Annotated in this window: 18 protein-coding genes; 12 read left to right on the top strand and 6 right to left on the bottom strand. The window is 47.3% G+C overall.

Going from position 1 to position 14,565, the window contains the following annotated elements; translation table 11 throughout:
- Positions 1–5: 5 nt before the first annotated feature.
- From rpmD to T325_RS01880, 12 genes are all read left to right on the top strand, one after another.
- Positions 6–182 carry a 50S ribosomal protein L30 gene (rpmD, locus tag T325_RS01935; protein ID WP_036909860.1) on the top strand — a complete coding sequence of 59 codons (177 nt, stop codon included), beginning with the start codon at positions 6–8 and terminating at the stop codon, positions 180–182.
- A gap of 28 nt (positions 183–210) precedes the next feature.
- Positions 211–657 (top strand): 50S ribosomal protein L15, encoded by a 447-nt coding sequence (gene rplO, locus T325_RS01930; RefSeq protein WP_036909859.1) that lies wholly within the window; start codon positions 211–213, stop codon positions 655–657.
- 8 nt (positions 658–665) lie between these two features.
- A complete protein-coding gene (gene secY, locus T325_RS01925; RefSeq protein WP_036909857.1) occupies positions 666–2,015 on the top strand; it encodes a preprotein translocase subunit SecY in 1,350 nt (449 codons plus the stop codon).
- A gap of 9 nt (positions 2,016–2,024) precedes the next feature.
- Complete coding sequence (map, locus tag T325_RS01920) at positions 2,025–2,825, top strand: type I methionyl aminopeptidase (protein ID WP_036909856.1); 801 nt, start codon at positions 2,025–2,027, stop codon at positions 2,823–2,825.
- A gap of 4 nt (positions 2,826–2,829) precedes the next feature.
- Positions 2,830–3,048, top strand: a complete 219-nt coding sequence (gene infA, locus T325_RS01915; RefSeq protein WP_004341775.1) for a translation initiation factor IF-1 — start codon at positions 2,830–2,832, stop codon at positions 3,046–3,048.
- A 15-nt stretch (positions 3,049–3,063) separates the two neighbouring features.
- Positions 3,064–3,180, top strand: a complete 117-nt coding sequence (rpmJ, locus tag T325_RS01910) for a 50S ribosomal protein L36 (RefSeq protein WP_009160995.1) — start codon at positions 3,064–3,066, stop codon at positions 3,178–3,180.
- A 112-nt stretch (positions 3,181–3,292) separates the two neighbouring features.
- The gene (gene rpsM, locus T325_RS01905; protein ID WP_013065210.1) at positions 3,293–3,673 is read left to right on the top strand and encodes a 30S ribosomal protein S13; all 381 of its coding nucleotides are present in this window, start codon (positions 3,293–3,295) and stop codon (positions 3,671–3,673) included.
- A gap of 33 nt (positions 3,674–3,706) precedes the next feature.
- Positions 3,707–4,096, top strand: a complete 390-nt coding sequence (gene rpsK / locus T325_RS01900; protein ID WP_013063216.1) for a 30S ribosomal protein S11 — start codon at positions 3,707–3,709, stop codon at positions 4,094–4,096.
- 44 nt (positions 4,097–4,140) lie between these two features.
- A complete protein-coding gene (gene rpsD, locus T325_RS01895) occupies positions 4,141–4,749 on the top strand; it encodes a 30S ribosomal protein S4 (protein ID WP_036909854.1) in 609 nt (202 codons plus the stop codon).
- 14 nt (positions 4,750–4,763) lie between these two features.
- Positions 4,764–5,756 (top strand): DNA-directed RNA polymerase subunit alpha, encoded by a 993-nt coding sequence (locus T325_RS01890; protein ID WP_036909853.1) that lies wholly within the window; start codon positions 4,764–4,766, stop codon positions 5,754–5,756.
- A gap of 52 nt (positions 5,757–5,808) precedes the next feature.
- Positions 5,809–6,321 carry a 50S ribosomal protein L17 gene (rplQ, locus tag T325_RS01885; RefSeq protein ID WP_036909851.1) on the top strand — a complete coding sequence of 171 codons (513 nt, stop codon included), beginning with the start codon at positions 5,809–5,811 and terminating at the stop codon, positions 6,319–6,321.
- A gap of 174 nt (positions 6,322–6,495) precedes the next feature.
- Positions 6,496–7,233 carry a hypothetical protein gene (locus T325_RS01880; RefSeq protein ID WP_036909849.1) on the top strand — a complete coding sequence of 246 codons (738 nt, stop codon included), beginning with the start codon at positions 6,496–6,498 and terminating at the stop codon, positions 7,231–7,233.
- Between the two features lie 7 nt (positions 7,234–7,240).
- Here T325_RS01880 and T325_RS01875 read toward each other — a convergent pair whose 3' ends face one another.
- From T325_RS01875 to T325_RS01850, 6 genes are all read right to left on the bottom strand, one after another.
- Positions 7,241–7,747: a septal ring lytic transglycosylase RlpA family protein gene (locus T325_RS01875; RefSeq protein WP_036909848.1), complete on the bottom strand. Its 507-nt coding sequence runs from the start codon at positions 7,745–7,747 to the stop codon at positions 7,241–7,243.
- An 88-nt stretch (positions 7,748–7,835) separates the two neighbouring features.
- The gene (gene gdhA, locus T325_RS01870) at positions 7,836–9,176 is read right to left on the bottom strand and encodes an NADP-specific glutamate dehydrogenase (RefSeq protein WP_036910144.1); all 1,341 of its coding nucleotides are present in this window, start codon (positions 9,174–9,176) and stop codon (positions 7,836–7,838) included.
- Positions 9,177–9,303: 127 nt separating this feature from the next.
- A complete protein-coding gene (locus T325_RS01865; RefSeq protein WP_036909847.1) occupies positions 9,304–10,587 on the bottom strand; it encodes an O-acetylhomoserine aminocarboxypropyltransferase/cysteine synthase family protein in 1,284 nt (427 codons plus the stop codon).
- Between the two features lie 287 nt (positions 10,588–10,874).
- Positions 10,875–13,445 (bottom strand): outer membrane beta-barrel family protein, encoded by a 2,571-nt coding sequence (locus T325_RS01860; RefSeq protein ID WP_036909846.1) that lies wholly within the window; start codon positions 13,443–13,445, stop codon positions 10,875–10,877.
- 16 nt (positions 13,446–13,461) lie between these two features.
- The gene (locus tag T325_RS01855) at positions 13,462–14,019 is read right to left on the bottom strand and encodes a FecR domain-containing protein (RefSeq protein WP_091769380.1); all 558 of its coding nucleotides are present in this window, start codon (positions 14,017–14,019) and stop codon (positions 13,462–13,464) included.
- Entirely contained in the window at positions 14,016–14,507 is a 492-nt protein-coding gene (locus tag T325_RS01850; RefSeq protein ID WP_036909844.1) for a sigma-70 family RNA polymerase sigma factor, read from the bottom strand. The genes T325_RS01855 and T325_RS01850 overlap by 4 nt, the downstream gene beginning before the upstream one ends.
- Positions 14,508–14,565: the final 58 nt, after the last annotated feature.

Genomic DNA, 14,565 nt, shown 5'->3' with positions numbered 1-14,565 from the left:
TGACTATGGCAACAATTAAGGTTAAGCAGATTAAGAGTAAGATCGGTTATCCGGTAGACCAGAAGCGTACGCTCGAGGCTCTCGGCCTGCGTAAAATCTCCCAGGTTGTTGAGGTAGAGGATACTCCTTCAATCCGTGGAATGATTCGCAAGGTTCACCACTTAGTGACCGTTATTGACTAATAACAACATTTAAAAAGTAGATTCGATTATGAAACTGAATAATTTAAAGCCAGCTGAGGGCTCAACTCACTCACGTCGTCGTATCGGTCGCGGACCAGGTTCTGGTCTGGGTGGTACTTCTACCCGTGGTCACAAGGGTGCCAAGGCTCGTTCTGGTTATAAGAGAAAGATTGGTTTCGAAGGTGGTCAGATGCCTCTCCAGCGCCGTGTTCCGAAGGCTGGTTTCAAGAACATCAACCACAAGGAATACTTTGCTGTTAACCTCTCTACACTTCAGAAGCTTGCTGAGGAGAAAAACCTCACTAAGATCGGAGTGGCAGAGTTGATCGCTGCAGGTCTTACCAATGGCAAGGAACTGATCAAGGTTCTTGGTACTGGTGAACTGAAGGCAAAGGTTGACGTAGAGGCCAATGCTTTTTCAAAGACTGCCGAGGAAGCTATCAAGGCAGTAGGTGGTAACGCAACAAAAATCTAAAACTGTATATGAAGAAGTTAATAGAGACACTGAAGAACATTTGGAAGATTGAGGATCTGCGTCAGCGCATCCTGATTACTCTCCTGTTTGTAGCGATTTATCGTTTTGGCTCGTTTGTGGTACTCCCCGGTATCAATCCAGCCATGTTGAGCCAATTGCAGTCTCAGACTGCTGGCGGTCTGATGTCGTTGCTTGACATGTTCTCCGGTGGTGCATTCTCCAACGCATCTATCTTTGCGCTTGGAATCATGCCATACATCTCTGCTTCTATCGTAATGCAGCTTCTCGCTGTCGCTGTTCCTTACGTGCAGAAAATGCAGCGTGAGGGCGAGAGCGGCCGTAAGAAAATCAGTATGTATACCCGTTGGCTGACAGTAGCAATCCTGCTGTTTCAGGCACCGGGTTACCTGATGAACCTTAAGATGACTTCAGGAGCAGCTCTGGCAACAGGTATCTCTTGGTCTGTCTTTATGGTTCCCGCTGTTATCATTCTTTCTGCAGGAAGTATGTTCATCCTGTGGTTGGGTGAGCGCATTACGGATAAGGGTATAGGAAATGGTATCTCACTGATCATTATGATTGGTATCATTGCCCGCCTGCCTCAGGCTTTCATTCAGGAAGTGAGCTCGCGTTTTACTGCCATCACTGGTGGCGGATTGGTGATGTTCCTCGTTGAGATTATCATTCTCTATGCAGTTGTTTGCGCATCTATTGTTCTGGTACAGGGTGTCCGCAAGGTTCCCGTACAGTATGCAAAGCGCCTCGTAGGTAATAAGCAGGTTGGTGGTGCACGTCAGTACATCCCTCTGAAGCTGTTCGCTGCTAACGTAATGCCAATCATCTTTGCTCAGGCTCTGATGTTTATTCCGTTGAGCATCGCCCAGTGGATGAACCCGGAAAGCACTTCACCGTTCATGCAGGCCATTCGTACGATGATGGATCATCATTCGCTGGCTTACAACGTTGTATTTGCTGTTCTGATTATCGCATTTACCTATTTCTACACAGCAATCACTCTGAATCCAACTCAGATGGCAGAGGATATGAAGCGTAACAATGGTTTCATTCCTGGTGTTAAGCCTGGTAAGGAAACTGCAGAGTATATCGACACTGTGATGTCTCGCATCACCCTGCCCGGTTCTCTGTTTATTGCTTTCATCGCTATCATGCCTGCTTTTGCAAGTTTGCTGAATGTACAGGATGCATTCTCTCAGTTCTTTGGTGGTACATCTCTGCTGATTCTTGTCGGTGTCGTGCTTGATACGCTTGCACAGATCGAGAGTCATCTGCTGATGCGTCACTATGATGGTCTGCTCAGTTCTGGCCGTATCCACGGTCGCGGAATGGCTGCATACTAATCTTCTTCTATGAAGATATTTCTGAAGACTGAGGATGAAATAGAGCTGATGCGTCAGGCGAACCAACTCGTTGGTCGTACGCTTGGCGAATTAGCAAAACATATAAAGCCTGGAGTAACGACCCTCCAGTTGGATAAAATTGCGGATGAGTTCATTAGAGATAATGGAGCTATACCGACATTTAAGGGTTTCCCCAATCCATATGGAGGGCCGTTTCCTGCCAGCATCTGCACGTCAGTTAATGACGTAGTCGTTCACGGTGTGCCTAATGCAGAAACAATTCTGAAAGATGGCGATATCATCTCTGTTGACTGCGGAACATTACTGAATGGCTTCAATGGAGACTCTTGTTATACGTTTTGCGTGGGCGAGGTCTCAGAAGAGGTCAAGAAGTTGCTGAAAACCACTAAGGAAGCGCTTTACCTAGGTATTGAAAATGCCGTAGCAGGAAGGCATCTTGGTGATATCAGTAGTGCGGTGCAGGAGCATTGTGAGGCACAGAAGTATGGAGTCGTGCGTGAGTTGACCGGTCATGGTATTGGTCGTGACATGCATGAGGATCCGCAGGTACCAAACTATGGCAGGAGAGGAAATGGCGTGATGTTGAAAGCCGGTATGTGCATTGCTATCGAACCCATGATTACGATGGGTGATCGTGCCATCTGGCTGGATAAGGATCGTTGGACTATCCGCACCCGAGACGGTAAACCCGCTGCTCATTTCGAGCATACGATAGCTGTTCGTAAGGGTAAGGCTGAGATTTTATCTTCATTCGATGAAGTTCAAAAATTAGAAGGAAATATATATTAGATTTATGGCAAAGCAATCCGCTATTGAGCAAGACGGAACAATCGTAGAGTCGTTATCGAATGCGATGTTCCGAGTAGAACTTGAAAATGGAGTCCAGATAATTGCGCATATCTCTGGAAAGATGAGAATGCACTATATCAAGATACTTCCTGGCGATAAGGTTAAGGTCGAAATGAGTCCGTATGACCTGACAAAGGGACGAATTGTATTTAGATACAAATAAACAATAGGAACAAATATGAAAACAAGAGCATCATTGAAGAAGCGTACCCCAGACTGCAAAATTGTACGTCGTAAGGGCCGCCTGTTCGTTATCAACAAGAAGAACCCTAAGTATAAAATGCGTCAGGGTTAATGTTAAATAAGCATAAAATGTGCGGAGGTTTGAGAAAATCTTCGTACCTTTGCATGCTTTTTAGCAGAATTTCGAAATTTAAAGTTTATTATTTTATCTTTTTATTTAACAAATGGCAATAAGAATTGTTGGAGTAGATTTGCCCCAGAACAAGCGTGGCGAAATCGCATTGACCTATATCTATGGTATTGGTCGAAGTAGTTCAGCAAAGATATTGGATAAGGCAGGTGTCAGCCGTGACCTGAAGGTCAACGAGTGGACTGACGACCAGGCAGCCAAAATCCGTGAAATCATCGGCGCTGAATTCAAAGTAGAAGGTGATCTTCGTAGTGAGATCCAGTTGAATATTAAGCGACTGATGGATATTGGTTGCTATCGTGGAGTCCGTCATCGTAATGGTCTTCCTGTTCGCGGTCAGAGCACAAAGAATAATGCTCGTACTCGTAAGGGAAAGAAGAAGACTGTTGCTAACAAGAAGAAGGCTACGAAGTAATTCTAAGTTGAACGATTAAAGAATTTAAGAATTATGGCAAAGAAAACAGTCACTTCAAAGAAAAGAAACGTGAGAGTTAACGCTATTGGTCAGCTCCACGTACACAGTTCTTTCAATAATATTATTGTGTCTTTGGCTAACGATGAGGGTCAGATTATCTCTTGGTCATCAGCAGGTAAGATGGGCTTCCGTGGTTCAAAGAAGAATACTCCTTATGCTGCTCAGATGGCAGCCGAGGATTGCGCTAAGGTTGCTTACGATCTGGGTCTGCGCAAGGTGAAGGCTTATGTAAAGGGTCCCGGTAACGGACGTGAATCTGCTATCCGTGCTATCCATGGTGCTGGTATTGAGGTAATGGAGATTATCGACGTTACACCACTGCCACATAATGGTTGTCGTCCTCCAAAGCGTCGTCGTGTATAGTCTTTGAGGCTATTCAATATTTACAGAAAATTATTTTTAGAATTATGGCAAGATATTTAGGACCGAAATCAAAAATTGCACGCCGTTTTGGTGAACCCATTTTCGGCGCAGACAAAGTTTTGTCCCGCAGGAACTTCCCCCCGGGACAGCATGGCAACAACCGTCGTCGTAAGATGTCGGAGTATGCAGTCATGCTGGCAGAGAAGCAGAAGGCCAAGTACACTTATGGAGTACTTGAGCGCCAGTTCCGTAATTTGTTTGAGAAGGCTGCTAAGGCTGAGGGTATTACCGGTGAGGTGCTCCTTCAGTTGCTGGAGAGCCGACTCGACAATGTAGTGTTCCGTCTTGGTATTGCTCCTACTCGTGCAGCTGCTCGTCAGCTCGTAGGTCACAAGCATATCACTGTTGACGGCCAGGTTGTTAATATCCCTTCCTATAGTGTGAAGCCCGGTCAGGTTATCGCTGTTCGTGAGAAGTCAAAGTCTCTCGAGGTTATTGAGGCAGCCCTTGCTGGTTTCAACCATAGTAAGTATCCCTGGATCGAGTGGGATGAGAATTCAAAGAGCGGTAAGTTCCTGCACAAGCCCGAGCGCACCGACATCCCCGAGAACATTAAGGAACAGTTAATCGTTGAGTTGTACTCTAAGAACTAAAATCATTTAAATTAATGGCGATATTAGCATTTCAAAAACCTGATAAAGTCGTAATGTTGGAGGCCAACGACAAGTTCGGCAAGTTCGAATTCCGTCCTTTGGAGCCTGGTTTCGGTGTGACCATCGGTAACGCCCTCCGTCGCATTCTTCTTTCATCACTTGAGGGCTATGCCATCAACACCATTCGTATTGCTGGTGTTGAGCACGAGTTCTCATCTGTACCTGGTGTAAAGGAAGACGTGACCAACATTATCTTGAACCTGAAGCAAGTTAGGTTCAAGCAAGTAGTAGAAGAATTCGAGAACGAGAAAGTCAGTATCACGGTCGAGAATTCTACCGAATTCAAAGCCGCAGACATAGGCAAGTATCTGACTGGATTTGAGGTGCTGAATCCCGATTTGGTGATTTGTCATTTAGATTCCAAGGCATCGATGCAGATTGATCTTACAATTAACAAAGGTCGCGGATATGTACCCGCTGATGAGAATCGCGAGTTCTGCACTGATGTAAATGTAATAGCAATCGATTCTATTTACACTCCGATTCGTAATGTAAAATATGCTGTAGAGCCTTATCGTGTTGAGCAGAAGACCGACTACGACAAGCTCGTGCTGGAAGTTACGACGGACGGTTCCATTCACCCGAAGGATGCCCTGAAGGAGGCTGCAAAGATTCTGATTTATCACTTCATGCTGTTCTCTGACGAGAAGATTACACTCGAGAATACCGAGTCAGAGGGCAATCAGGAGTTTGATGAGGAGATTCTGCACATGCGCCAATTGCTTAAGACACGTCTCGTTGACATGAACCTCTCGGTTCGTGCCCTCAACTGCCTCAAGGCTGCTGATGTTGAGACGCTTGGCGATCTGGTACAGTACAACAAGACAGACCTTCTTAAGTTCCGTAACTTCGGTAAGAAATCGCTCACCGAGCTTGATGATTTGCTCGAGAGTCTGAATCTTTCGTTTGGAACTGACATTTCAAAGTATAAACTGGACAAGGAGTAACTGTAGGTTTGGCCTATAAGACTCAGCGCCCAATAAAAAGAAAAGAAACAAAATGAGACATAGTAAGAAATTCAACCATCTCGGTCGTACTGCATCTCATCGTAGTGCCATGCTTGCAAACATGGCTATCTCGCTGATCATGCACAAAAGAATCACTACGACCGTTGCAAAGGCTAAGGCCTTGAAGAAGTATGTAGAGCCCCTGGTTACTAAGGCAAAGGAAGACTCTACCAATTCTCGTCGTGTAGTATTCAGCTACCTGCAGAACAAAGAAGCTATCAAGGAACTCTTCGGAGAGGTAGCTCAGAAGGTAGGAGACCGTCCTGGTGGATACACTCGTATCATCAAGCTCGGTACTCGTCAGGGTGATGCTGCACAGGTTTGCTTCATCGAGCTCGTAGACTTTGATCCCGAAATGGCCAAGGAGACCAAGAAGAAGACTACCCGTCGTTCTCGTAAGGCTGCTCCTAAGGCTGAGGCTGCTCCTGCAGAAGCACCCGTTGCTGAGGAGGCAAAGGCAGAGGCTCCTGCTGAGACTCCCGCAGAAGAGGCAAAGGCTGAATAAATCAAAATCTCTTTTATATGAAGGTCCCGTATCGAAAAGATGCGGGACTTTTTTGTTTATTATTCGTATAAAATTGCCTTGTAGGGGTTCCCCTATGCAATTTTCGGGATTTCCCCTTGTTGGTATCTTATACATTTCTTATCTTTGCAGCGTTGAACAATAATAGGTCTGCTTATGAAAAAGATGTTAGTTTTATCGGTTGGCGCACTGCTGTTGTTGAGCAGCTGTGGTAGCTATACGGCTGCTGGTACTTATACCGGTGCGTCGTTTGGCTCTATTATCGGTTCTGCTATAGGAGGAATCGCTGCTGGCCCGCGTGGTAGTGATGTCGGTACTCTGATTGGTATGGCTGGTGGTGCTATGGTCGGAGCGGCTGTTGGTGCTGCTGCCGACAACGCAGAACAGAAGAAGTACGAGGACTACCGTCGGCAGCGTATGGAGCGTATAGAGTCGCAGCGAGATCGAGACACCTATTATGGAGGTGGTGAGGCTGATGACCGTCTTTATGGCTTTGGAGAAGACTTTACTCCGTCTACTGCTCCCGTCAATCGCGTCGTTGAGCCGTGTCTTGAGATTCGTAATCCCCGAATTGTGGATGCCACCCGTGACCATGTATTAAGCCGTGGCGAAGATGCTAGAATTGTATTCGAAGTGTTTAATACTTCAGCAAAACCTGTATTCCGTGTGTTGCCTTCAGTAAAGGAAGTTACGGGTAATAGACATATCCATATCTCAGAGAATGTCCTGATAGAGAGTATTATGCCTGGTAGAGGCATCCGATATTCGGCTATTATAAGGACTGATGATCGTTTACGTGACGGTGAGGCCGTCATCCGTGTAAGTGTTTTCCAGGATAACAGGGAACTGCGTTCTCAGGCTCGTGAGTTCCGTATAATAACAAGTAAGCGATAGAATCATTCTATCGCTTACTATCTTTTTCTTTGGCTGTTTCTTTCTTCATCTGTTCCCGTAGAATCACCCATACAGGCTTTTCCAACGGCCCGCTGTTAGTTCCCATCTCCAGTTCTGGCTGTTCGAAGATGTCTTCAGGTTTGAAAGGGATAATAGCAGAACTGTAGTGTTCGACAATGACAGGGGCGATACCTTGGGCAACGATTCCAAGTTCTTGAGCAGCTTTAACCGAGAGATCGATGATTCGTCCTTTTACGTAAGGTCCTCTGTCGGTTACGCGTACAATCACATGCTTGTTGTTTTCCGGATTAGTCACTTTTAGCAACGTACCGAAAGGGTAGGTACGATGTGCACAGGTCAGACTGTCATGGTGCAGCCGTTCGCCGCTGGCGGTCTTCCTGCCTGTGAACTTCTTGGGATAAAACGAAGCCTTACCGCTCTGACTTTGAGCCAAAGCGGTAAAGCTTATTAGCAATGTGAGTGTCGTTAAGACTATCTTGTTCTTAAATAACATTCATTAGTTTCTGCTCACTGGACAACAGGCAAGGCTTTGTACGAAGCCTTATCAGCATCGTAGATAGACCCTGGCTTGCGCCGAGCTTCTACACAATGCCCTGAGCCAGCATTGCCTTTGCTACTTTCATGAAGCCGGCAACATTAGCACCCTTTACGTAGTTGATGTATCCACTAGGTTCCTTACCGTACTTCACACACTGTTCGTGGATGCCTGACATGATCTGATGCAGACGCTTGTCAACTTCCTCTGCTGTCCAAGCCATACGCATCGAGTTCTGTGTCATTTCCAAGCCAGAGGTTGCCACACCGCCGGCATTTACGGCCTTGCCGGGAGCAAAGAGCTGACCTGCAGCGATGAACTTGTTCACAGCCTCTGCCGTACAACCCATGTTTGACACCTCAGCTACGCACAGTGGCTTGTTGGCCAGTATCTTGTCGGCATCTTCGCCATTGAGCTCGTTCTGTGTGGCACATGGCAGATAGATGTCTGCTTTCTGCTCCCAAGGCTTCTTGCCGGCGAAGAACTTTGAGCCAGGGAACTCCTCCTCATAGGGCTGACATACGTCGTTGCCACTGGCACGGAGCTCCAGCATGTATTCAATCTTCTCGGCATCAAGACCTTCGGGGTCGTAGATGTAACCGTCTGGACCAGAGATGGTGATAACCTTTGCCCCCAGTTCGGTAGCCTTCTTAGCAGCACCCCAAGCCACGTTGCCGAAGCCCGAGAGAGCCACTGTCTTACCCTTGATATCCATGCCATGAGTCTCCATCATGTGGTGTACGAAATAGAGGGCGCCGTATCCTGTTGCCTCTGGGCGCAGTATGCTGCCGCCCCATTCCATGCCTTTACCTGTCAGGGTGGCACCATGGAACTGGCTTGTCAGTTTCTTATAATAGCCGAACAGGTAGCCGATTTCACGTGCGCCTACACCTATATCACCAGCGGGCACGTCCATATCAGGCCCGATAACCTTATACAGTTCACACATGAAGGCCTGACAGAACTTCATCACCTCATTGTCGCTCTTACCGCGGATGCTGAAGTCAGAACCGCCCTTACCGCCGCCCATCGGCAGTGTTGTCAGAGCGTTCTTGAACGTCTGTTCAAAGCCGAGGAATTTCAGAATGCTCAGGTTTACTGACGGGTGAAAGCGCAGACCACCTTTATAAGGACCGATAGCGCTATTAAACTGTACGCGATAACCGATGTTTACCTGTACCTCTCCTTTGTCGTCGACCCAGGGCACTCGGAATGTCGTGATGCGCTCAGGCTCCACAATGCGTTCTATAATCTTGGCCTTTTCAAACTCTGGATGCTGGTTGTATACATCTTTAATAGATTCCAGCACTTCCCTAACGGCCTGTAGGTACTCCAATTCGCCTGGATGTTTCTGCTCCAAGGCTTGCATAATCTTCTCTACTTCCATCATAATTCTAAATTAGAATATTTGTTTTAAGTTGTCAATATGTTACTTATGATGGTGCAAATGTAGAAAAAATATCGGTACCATCCAAGGAAAGTACCGAATATTTTTGCTGTAGAGTTACAATTTGTTAAATCTGGGCTAATGCCTGCTTGATGTCGTCGAGGATATCCTCAACGTCTTCTATACCTACAGAGAGACGGATCAGGTCGGGGGCAACACCAGCCTCAAGAAGCTGCTCGTCGCTGAGTTGGCGATGGGTGTGCGAAGCAGGGTGGAGCACACAGGTACGGGCATCGGCCACGTGGGTCACAATGTTGATCATCTTTAGAGAGTCCATCCACTTGATGGCAGTCTCACGGGTGCCTTTCAGCCCGAAAGCAATCACGCCACATGAGCCGTTGGGCAGGTACTTCTGTCCCAGAGCGTAGTTCTTGTCGCTGGGCAGTCCGCAATAGTGAACCCAAGCCACCTTTTCGTTGTCGTTCAGGAACTCGGCCACTTTCTGCGCGTTCTTACAGTGCTGGGCCATACGCAGATGAAGTGTCTGCAAACCCAAGTTCAGCAAGAAGGAGTTCTGTGGAGCGGGGATGCTGCCGAGGTCGCGCATCAGCTGAGCTACGAGCTTAGTCATATAGCCCATCTTGCCGAAGGCCTTCACGTAGGTCAGTCCGTGATATGACTCATCGGGTGTGCACAGTCCGGGGAATTTCTCGGCATTGGCGAGCCAGTCGAAGTTACCACTGTCTACCACGCAACCGCCAACCTGAGTTGCCAGACCATCCATATACTTGGTAGTAGAGTGGGTCACGATATCGGCACCCCATTCAAACGGGCGGCAGTTCACGGGGGTGGCGAATGTATTATCCACAATCAGGGGCACACCGTTCTTGTGGGCGATACGGGCAAACTTCTCAATGTCGAGTACGGCGCAGCCTGGGTTCGAGATGGTCTCGCCAAACAATGCTTTCGTGTTCGGACGGAAGGCTGCTTGGATCTCCTCTTCGCTGGCATCCTGAGAGACGAATGTGCAATCAATGCCAAGCTTCTTCAGTGTTACACCGAACAGGTTATAGGTTCCACCATATATCTCATTGGAGGTCACGAAGTGGTCGCCAGCCTGACAGATGTTGAAGATCGCATAGAAGTTGGCTGCCTGACCTGACGATGTAAGCATAGCACCCACACCACCTTCGAGCGTAGCAATCTTGGCAGCTACAGCGTCGTTGGTCGGATTCTGTAAGCGGGTGTAGAAATATCCCTCTTTCTCGAGGTCAAATAACTTTGCCATCTCGTCAGAGTCATCGTATTTGAATGTCGTACTCTGGATGATAGGCAATTCTATTGGTTCTCCGTTTTTGGCCTTATAGCCAGCTTGTACGCATAGCGTACCTTGTTTCAATTTCTTAGCCATGTTGATGTTTGATTTACATTTTGCCGGCAAAAGTACGAAAAAACTGGCAGAAAGCATCAATTAATAGGATTATTTTGTGTTTTTGTCCCGATATTTCATCTCATAAGCAAAAGAAGTAATAAAGTATGCAGCATTTATTCATAATCTGAGCATTGGCGGCAATATGTCCTTTGTGGGTAAGGAGATAATCTCCTTAAGTACAAAACAACTTGTTTTGTACTCGTTAAGATGGTCTTTTACACTCATGGAGACTATCTCTTACGGAACAAAACAAGTTGTTTTGTAGTTTAAAGTCTGTTTCTCTCGTCGTTACCAGCACCTGTTCCTTTATACTTCGAGTTGCTGACATTGAAGTTATAGCTAAGGGTCAGGCCTACGCTCTGTGTATAGGTATAGACGTCCTGAGCCGTCTGGCCGATGGCATAGTAGGTTATTGTCTTGTGCTTGGCCGTGCGGAAGATGTCGTTGGCATAAAGCGTGGCCGACAGCTGTCCCTTCAAGAAGGTCTTTTGCAGTCGGGCATTCACTATGAAGTTACTGCCGCGATACATGAATCCCCAGTGGTTACTGCCTGAATAACTTGCCTGCACCAGAGCCTTCGCCGTTGGATTGATCTCGAACCAGTTGCTCAGGTTGAAACTGAATTCCGGCTTGTTCAGTTTCTTGGGTGCGCCGTACTTCTCGGCGTCGAACATCTGCTGATAGTAGTGTAGTGTGGCCTGTGGCTGCCAGAATCCGAATTTGGGCGAAGCGACGAGCGTGGCATAGACACGATCCTGGTGGTCGAAGTTGTCTGGCATAAAGATGGCGATCTCGTTCTCCTCGTCATAGATATTGCCAACGTGAGTAAAGAAGTCTTTCTCACGAGTAAAGCCCGTTGTGAAGTTCAGCCACGAATAGGTGAGACTGAAGTCGATGCTTTGGCGAACAGAAGGACGTAATAGCGGGTTACCGCCTTCGTAGAACATACGACTGTCGTATATGACCATAGAAGTCAACATGTTGTATGGTGGACGGGTGATGCGCTTACTGTAACTCAGTTGTGCCCCCCACTTGTCCTTCTGCCACGCAGCAGAGAGGTTAGGGAACCAGTCGTTGTAAGTGCGACTGGGCTCTTCCTGCCTGATTCCGAATGAGGTGTATTCTGCTGATACATGCTCATATCTCAGGCCGGCATTCAGATGCCAATGGCCCAGCTGCAAATCGTATTCTGCAAATCCGGCAATATTATTTTCCTTCATCTCTGTGTCCGACTCTGGTATGATATTCTCCTGATTGTAGTTATGCCCCTGACTTTTTGTACTTGTTGCCTCCGAACCGCCACTCAGTTCACCTTTCCAGACTGGATAGGTCAGCACCAGTTTACCTGCCGCCATCCGACGGTCCTCATTGGTCAGAGTGGTGATGGTGCGGTTGCCGTATTGTTCGCTCGTCTCCAGTTGGTTGTTATTATTCTCCGATTCTTGTCGCAACACGGTGGCGTTCAGGTCAATGCCAAGTTTGCCGGCCTTACCTATATAGTAGCTGTTCAGTTCCCATACGGGTCGGTTCTTTTCGCGGATATCCGTTGTCAGACGTACGTCGCCATCAAAGGCTCCGTTCTTCAGGTAGTGCTGCTTCATATCAGACTTGAAGGCTCCATAAAAGAGCTTTTGCGACGAGAAACTCAGTCCGATGGAATGGTCTGCGTTGAAATCGTAGCTCAGGCCACCCTTGTACTGAAGTTCAGTCCAGGAGCTCCTTACTGGCAAATCTGCATGGGCATTAAACAGGTCATTAGTAATATGCAATTCCTGATCGTCATCCTGGTCGTTGCTGTAGTGCCCGTTTTCGAGTGCTACGGTAGCAAAAGCCTCCAGTCCGCCAGTACGGTATTTCAAGTTCAGGTCATCGTAATTGTTCCACTTGTTGTTCTTCCATGTCTGAGTGGTCGCCATCAGACTGAATCCGTCGCCTTGGGACTTCAGCGTCTTGATGCGGATCACTGCATTCACCTCGGCGTTATATCTGGCACCAGGGGCCGTAATCACATCTACGCTCTTAATTTCGACAGACTTCAGTTGCTTCAGTTCGCTGGGGTCGCGCACCTTTTTGTTATTGATGTATATCTCAGGCTCGCCCTTCGCCAATACCTCGAACTTCCCGTCTTTGCCTTGCACCATCGGTATCATCGAGAGCAGGTCGTCGGCTGTGCCTATATCATGGAGGATAGAGTGCTGCACATCTACCGTCATACCTCCCTGAGCCAACTTGTACTGAGGTATCTCGCCTTTCACCTCTACGCCTTTCACCATATAGGTCTCTGGCTGGAGGGTAATACTGCCGATATTACCCACACCAACGTTTCGTATTACCGTCTTATAGCCTATGTACGATACCTTCAGGGTTATCTTCTGGGCCTTGCAGGGGATTACGAAATCGCCATTCTCATTGCTCACACCGCCATTTATATATGTGGAATTTTTGTTGTTCGTATGTGTTTCAGAAGCGCTGTGCAATGAGATATTGGCGAATTCTATAGGTTTGCCGCTCTCGTCGATTACACGTCCGATGACTTTTGTATCCTCTTTCTGGGTACATTCAATGAAGATGCGATCATCTTCGTAGGTTACCTTCATCGGATAGAATCCTATCACCTCACGGATGGCCTCCTTGATGGGCAGGTTAGTGAAGTGGCTGGTTACAGTGAAGTCTTCCAGTTCGTCGTAGATGAAGTAAATCGTTTTCTCGCTGGTCGTGGCGTTCAAGTCTTCGAGAACCTTCGAAAGCGGCTCGTTCAGATAGCTGCGGCTAACCCTTTGTGCCTGGGTGCACAGCGTCAGAACACAGAGTAATGCTGTGAATATATATTTTTTCATAATGTGTTGGCAATGATTATTCTACAATTAGTTTCTTGTCCTCTCGAGTCATGTGGATACGCTCGAATTTGTTGAACGTATCGATGATATCGTCTATAGACGATGTCTTGTCCCATGTAAAGTAGAGGCGGATATGCTTGCTGGCCTCTTTTTTATAGACGGTTTCTAACTGGTTGAAAGTAGCAATCTCATTCAAGATGGTACCCAACTCAGCGTCTTCAAACACCACGGGCTTCAGTGTGGTGCTGTCGTTAGTCGCCTCAGTAATTGTCTGCTGGCTGACCATAACCGCGTTTGCCTCCTGTTTTACGGTTTCCTGTTTGTTGTTACTGCTTCCAGCCATTTGTATCGTGGCGTATGCGATGCCTGAGAGCATCAGCACACCTGCGAATATGGCTGCTGCTTGCATCCAACTGCGTGAATGCTTAGGAGTGATGTGCTGTGTTTGGAAACGGTTCCATTCCTCATTAACATCGGGAATGGTGGCGTTTGTCTCGTCCAGCATCTTGTCCAGCTGCTCGTCTGTGTATTCCTCAGGGTGCAGAAGCATCCTGATTTCCTCATCTCTTTTCATACTTCTTGTCTTTTTAATGTTGTACGTAGTTTCCTCAATCCCTGCACAATGTGCTTGTTTACGGCTGAGAGACTGATGCCCAGCTGACTCGAGATGTCTTTGTACGACTGGTCCTCGTCGTAGTGCATCCGGATGATGCGACTGGTCTGAGGAGTCAGTTGTTCGTCAATGCAGCGTTTCACGATCTCGATGATATCATCGTCGTACTCTCCGCTGTCGATAGCATTGGGTGTCAGCAGTTGCATGGCCTCTTGCTGAGCCTTGCGGTGTGCAATGATGTTGAGGCAGCGATTACGGATGCAGGTCAGCAGAAAAGCTCGTTGCGACTCTTCCTTCACTGGGGTGGTACCTGCCCATAGTCTGGCAAAGACATCCTGTACGGTGTCTTTCGCCTCGTCTTCGTTGCCCAGTAGAATGTAGGCTGCCTTGTACATCCTGCTGTACTCCGATAGGAAGAGTTCCTTGAACTGTTGTGCTCTGTCTTGCATCTTTTTAGTCGCTTTTATCTATAATACAGATGAGTATGGAATGTCATTACCCCTATAG

This window comes from Prevotella sp. FD3004, assembly GCF_000746155.1.
GTDB lineage: Bacteria > Bacteroidota > Bacteroidia > Bacteroidales > Bacteroidaceae > Prevotella.
This window is presented reverse-complemented; position numbering and strand designations above follow the sequence as displayed.

Bases quoted from the DNA above. Each gene is read 5' to 3' on its own strand.
- rpmD (WP_036909860.1), top strand. From the start codon at position 6: ATGGCAACAATTAAGGTTAAGCAGATTAAGAGTAAGATCGGTTATCCG.
- rplO (WP_036909859.1), top strand. From the start codon at position 211: ATGAAACTGAATAATTTAAAGCCAGCTGAGGGCTCAACTCACTCACGT.
- secY (WP_036909857.1), top strand. From the start codon at position 666: ATGAAGAAGTTAATAGAGACACTGAAGAACATTTGGAAGATTGAGGAT.
- map (WP_036909856.1), top strand. From the start codon at position 2,025: ATGAAGATATTTCTGAAGACTGAGGATGAAATAGAGCTGATGCGTCAG.
- infA (WP_004341775.1), top strand. From the start codon at position 2,830: ATGGCAAAGCAATCCGCTATTGAGCAAGACGGAACAATCGTAGAGTCG.
- rpmJ (WP_009160995.1), top strand. From the start codon at position 3,064: ATGAAAACAAGAGCATCATTGAAGAAGCGTACCCCAGACTGCAAAATT.
- rpsM (WP_013065210.1), top strand. From the start codon at position 3,293: ATGGCAATAAGAATTGTTGGAGTAGATTTGCCCCAGAACAAGCGTGGC.
- rpsK (WP_013063216.1), top strand. From the start codon at position 3,707: ATGGCAAAGAAAACAGTCACTTCAAAGAAAAGAAACGTGAGAGTTAAC.
- rpsD (WP_036909854.1), top strand. From the start codon at position 4,141: ATGGCAAGATATTTAGGACCGAAATCAAAAATTGCACGCCGTTTTGGT.
- T325_RS01890 (WP_036909853.1), top strand. From the start codon at position 4,764: ATGGCGATATTAGCATTTCAAAAACCTGATAAAGTCGTAATGTTGGAG.
- rplQ (WP_036909851.1), top strand. From the start codon at position 5,809: ATGAGACATAGTAAGAAATTCAACCATCTCGGTCGTACTGCATCTCAT.
- T325_RS01880 (WP_036909849.1), top strand. From the start codon at position 6,496: ATGAAAAAGATGTTAGTTTTATCGGTTGGCGCACTGCTGTTGTTGAGC.
- T325_RS01875 (WP_036909848.1), bottom strand. From the start codon at position 7,747: ATGTTATTTAAGAACAAGATAGTCTTAACGACACTCACATTGCTAATA.
- gdhA (WP_036910144.1), bottom strand. From the start codon at position 9,176: ATGGAAGTAGAGAAGATTATGCAAGCCTTGGAGCAGAAACATCCAGGC.
- T325_RS01865 (WP_036909847.1), bottom strand. From the start codon at position 10,587: ATGGCTAAGAAATTGAAACAAGGTACGCTATGCGTACAAGCTGGCTAT.
- T325_RS01860 (WP_036909846.1), bottom strand. From the start codon at position 13,445: ATGAAAAAATATATATTCACAGCATTACTCTGTGTTCTGACGCTGTGC.
- T325_RS01855 (WP_091769380.1), bottom strand. From the start codon at position 14,019: ATGAAAAGAGATGAGGAAATCAGGATGCTTCTGCACCCTGAGGAATAC.
- T325_RS01850 (WP_036909844.1), bottom strand. From the start codon at position 14,507: ATGCAAGACAGAGCACAACAGTTCAAGGAACTCTTCCTATCGGAGTAC.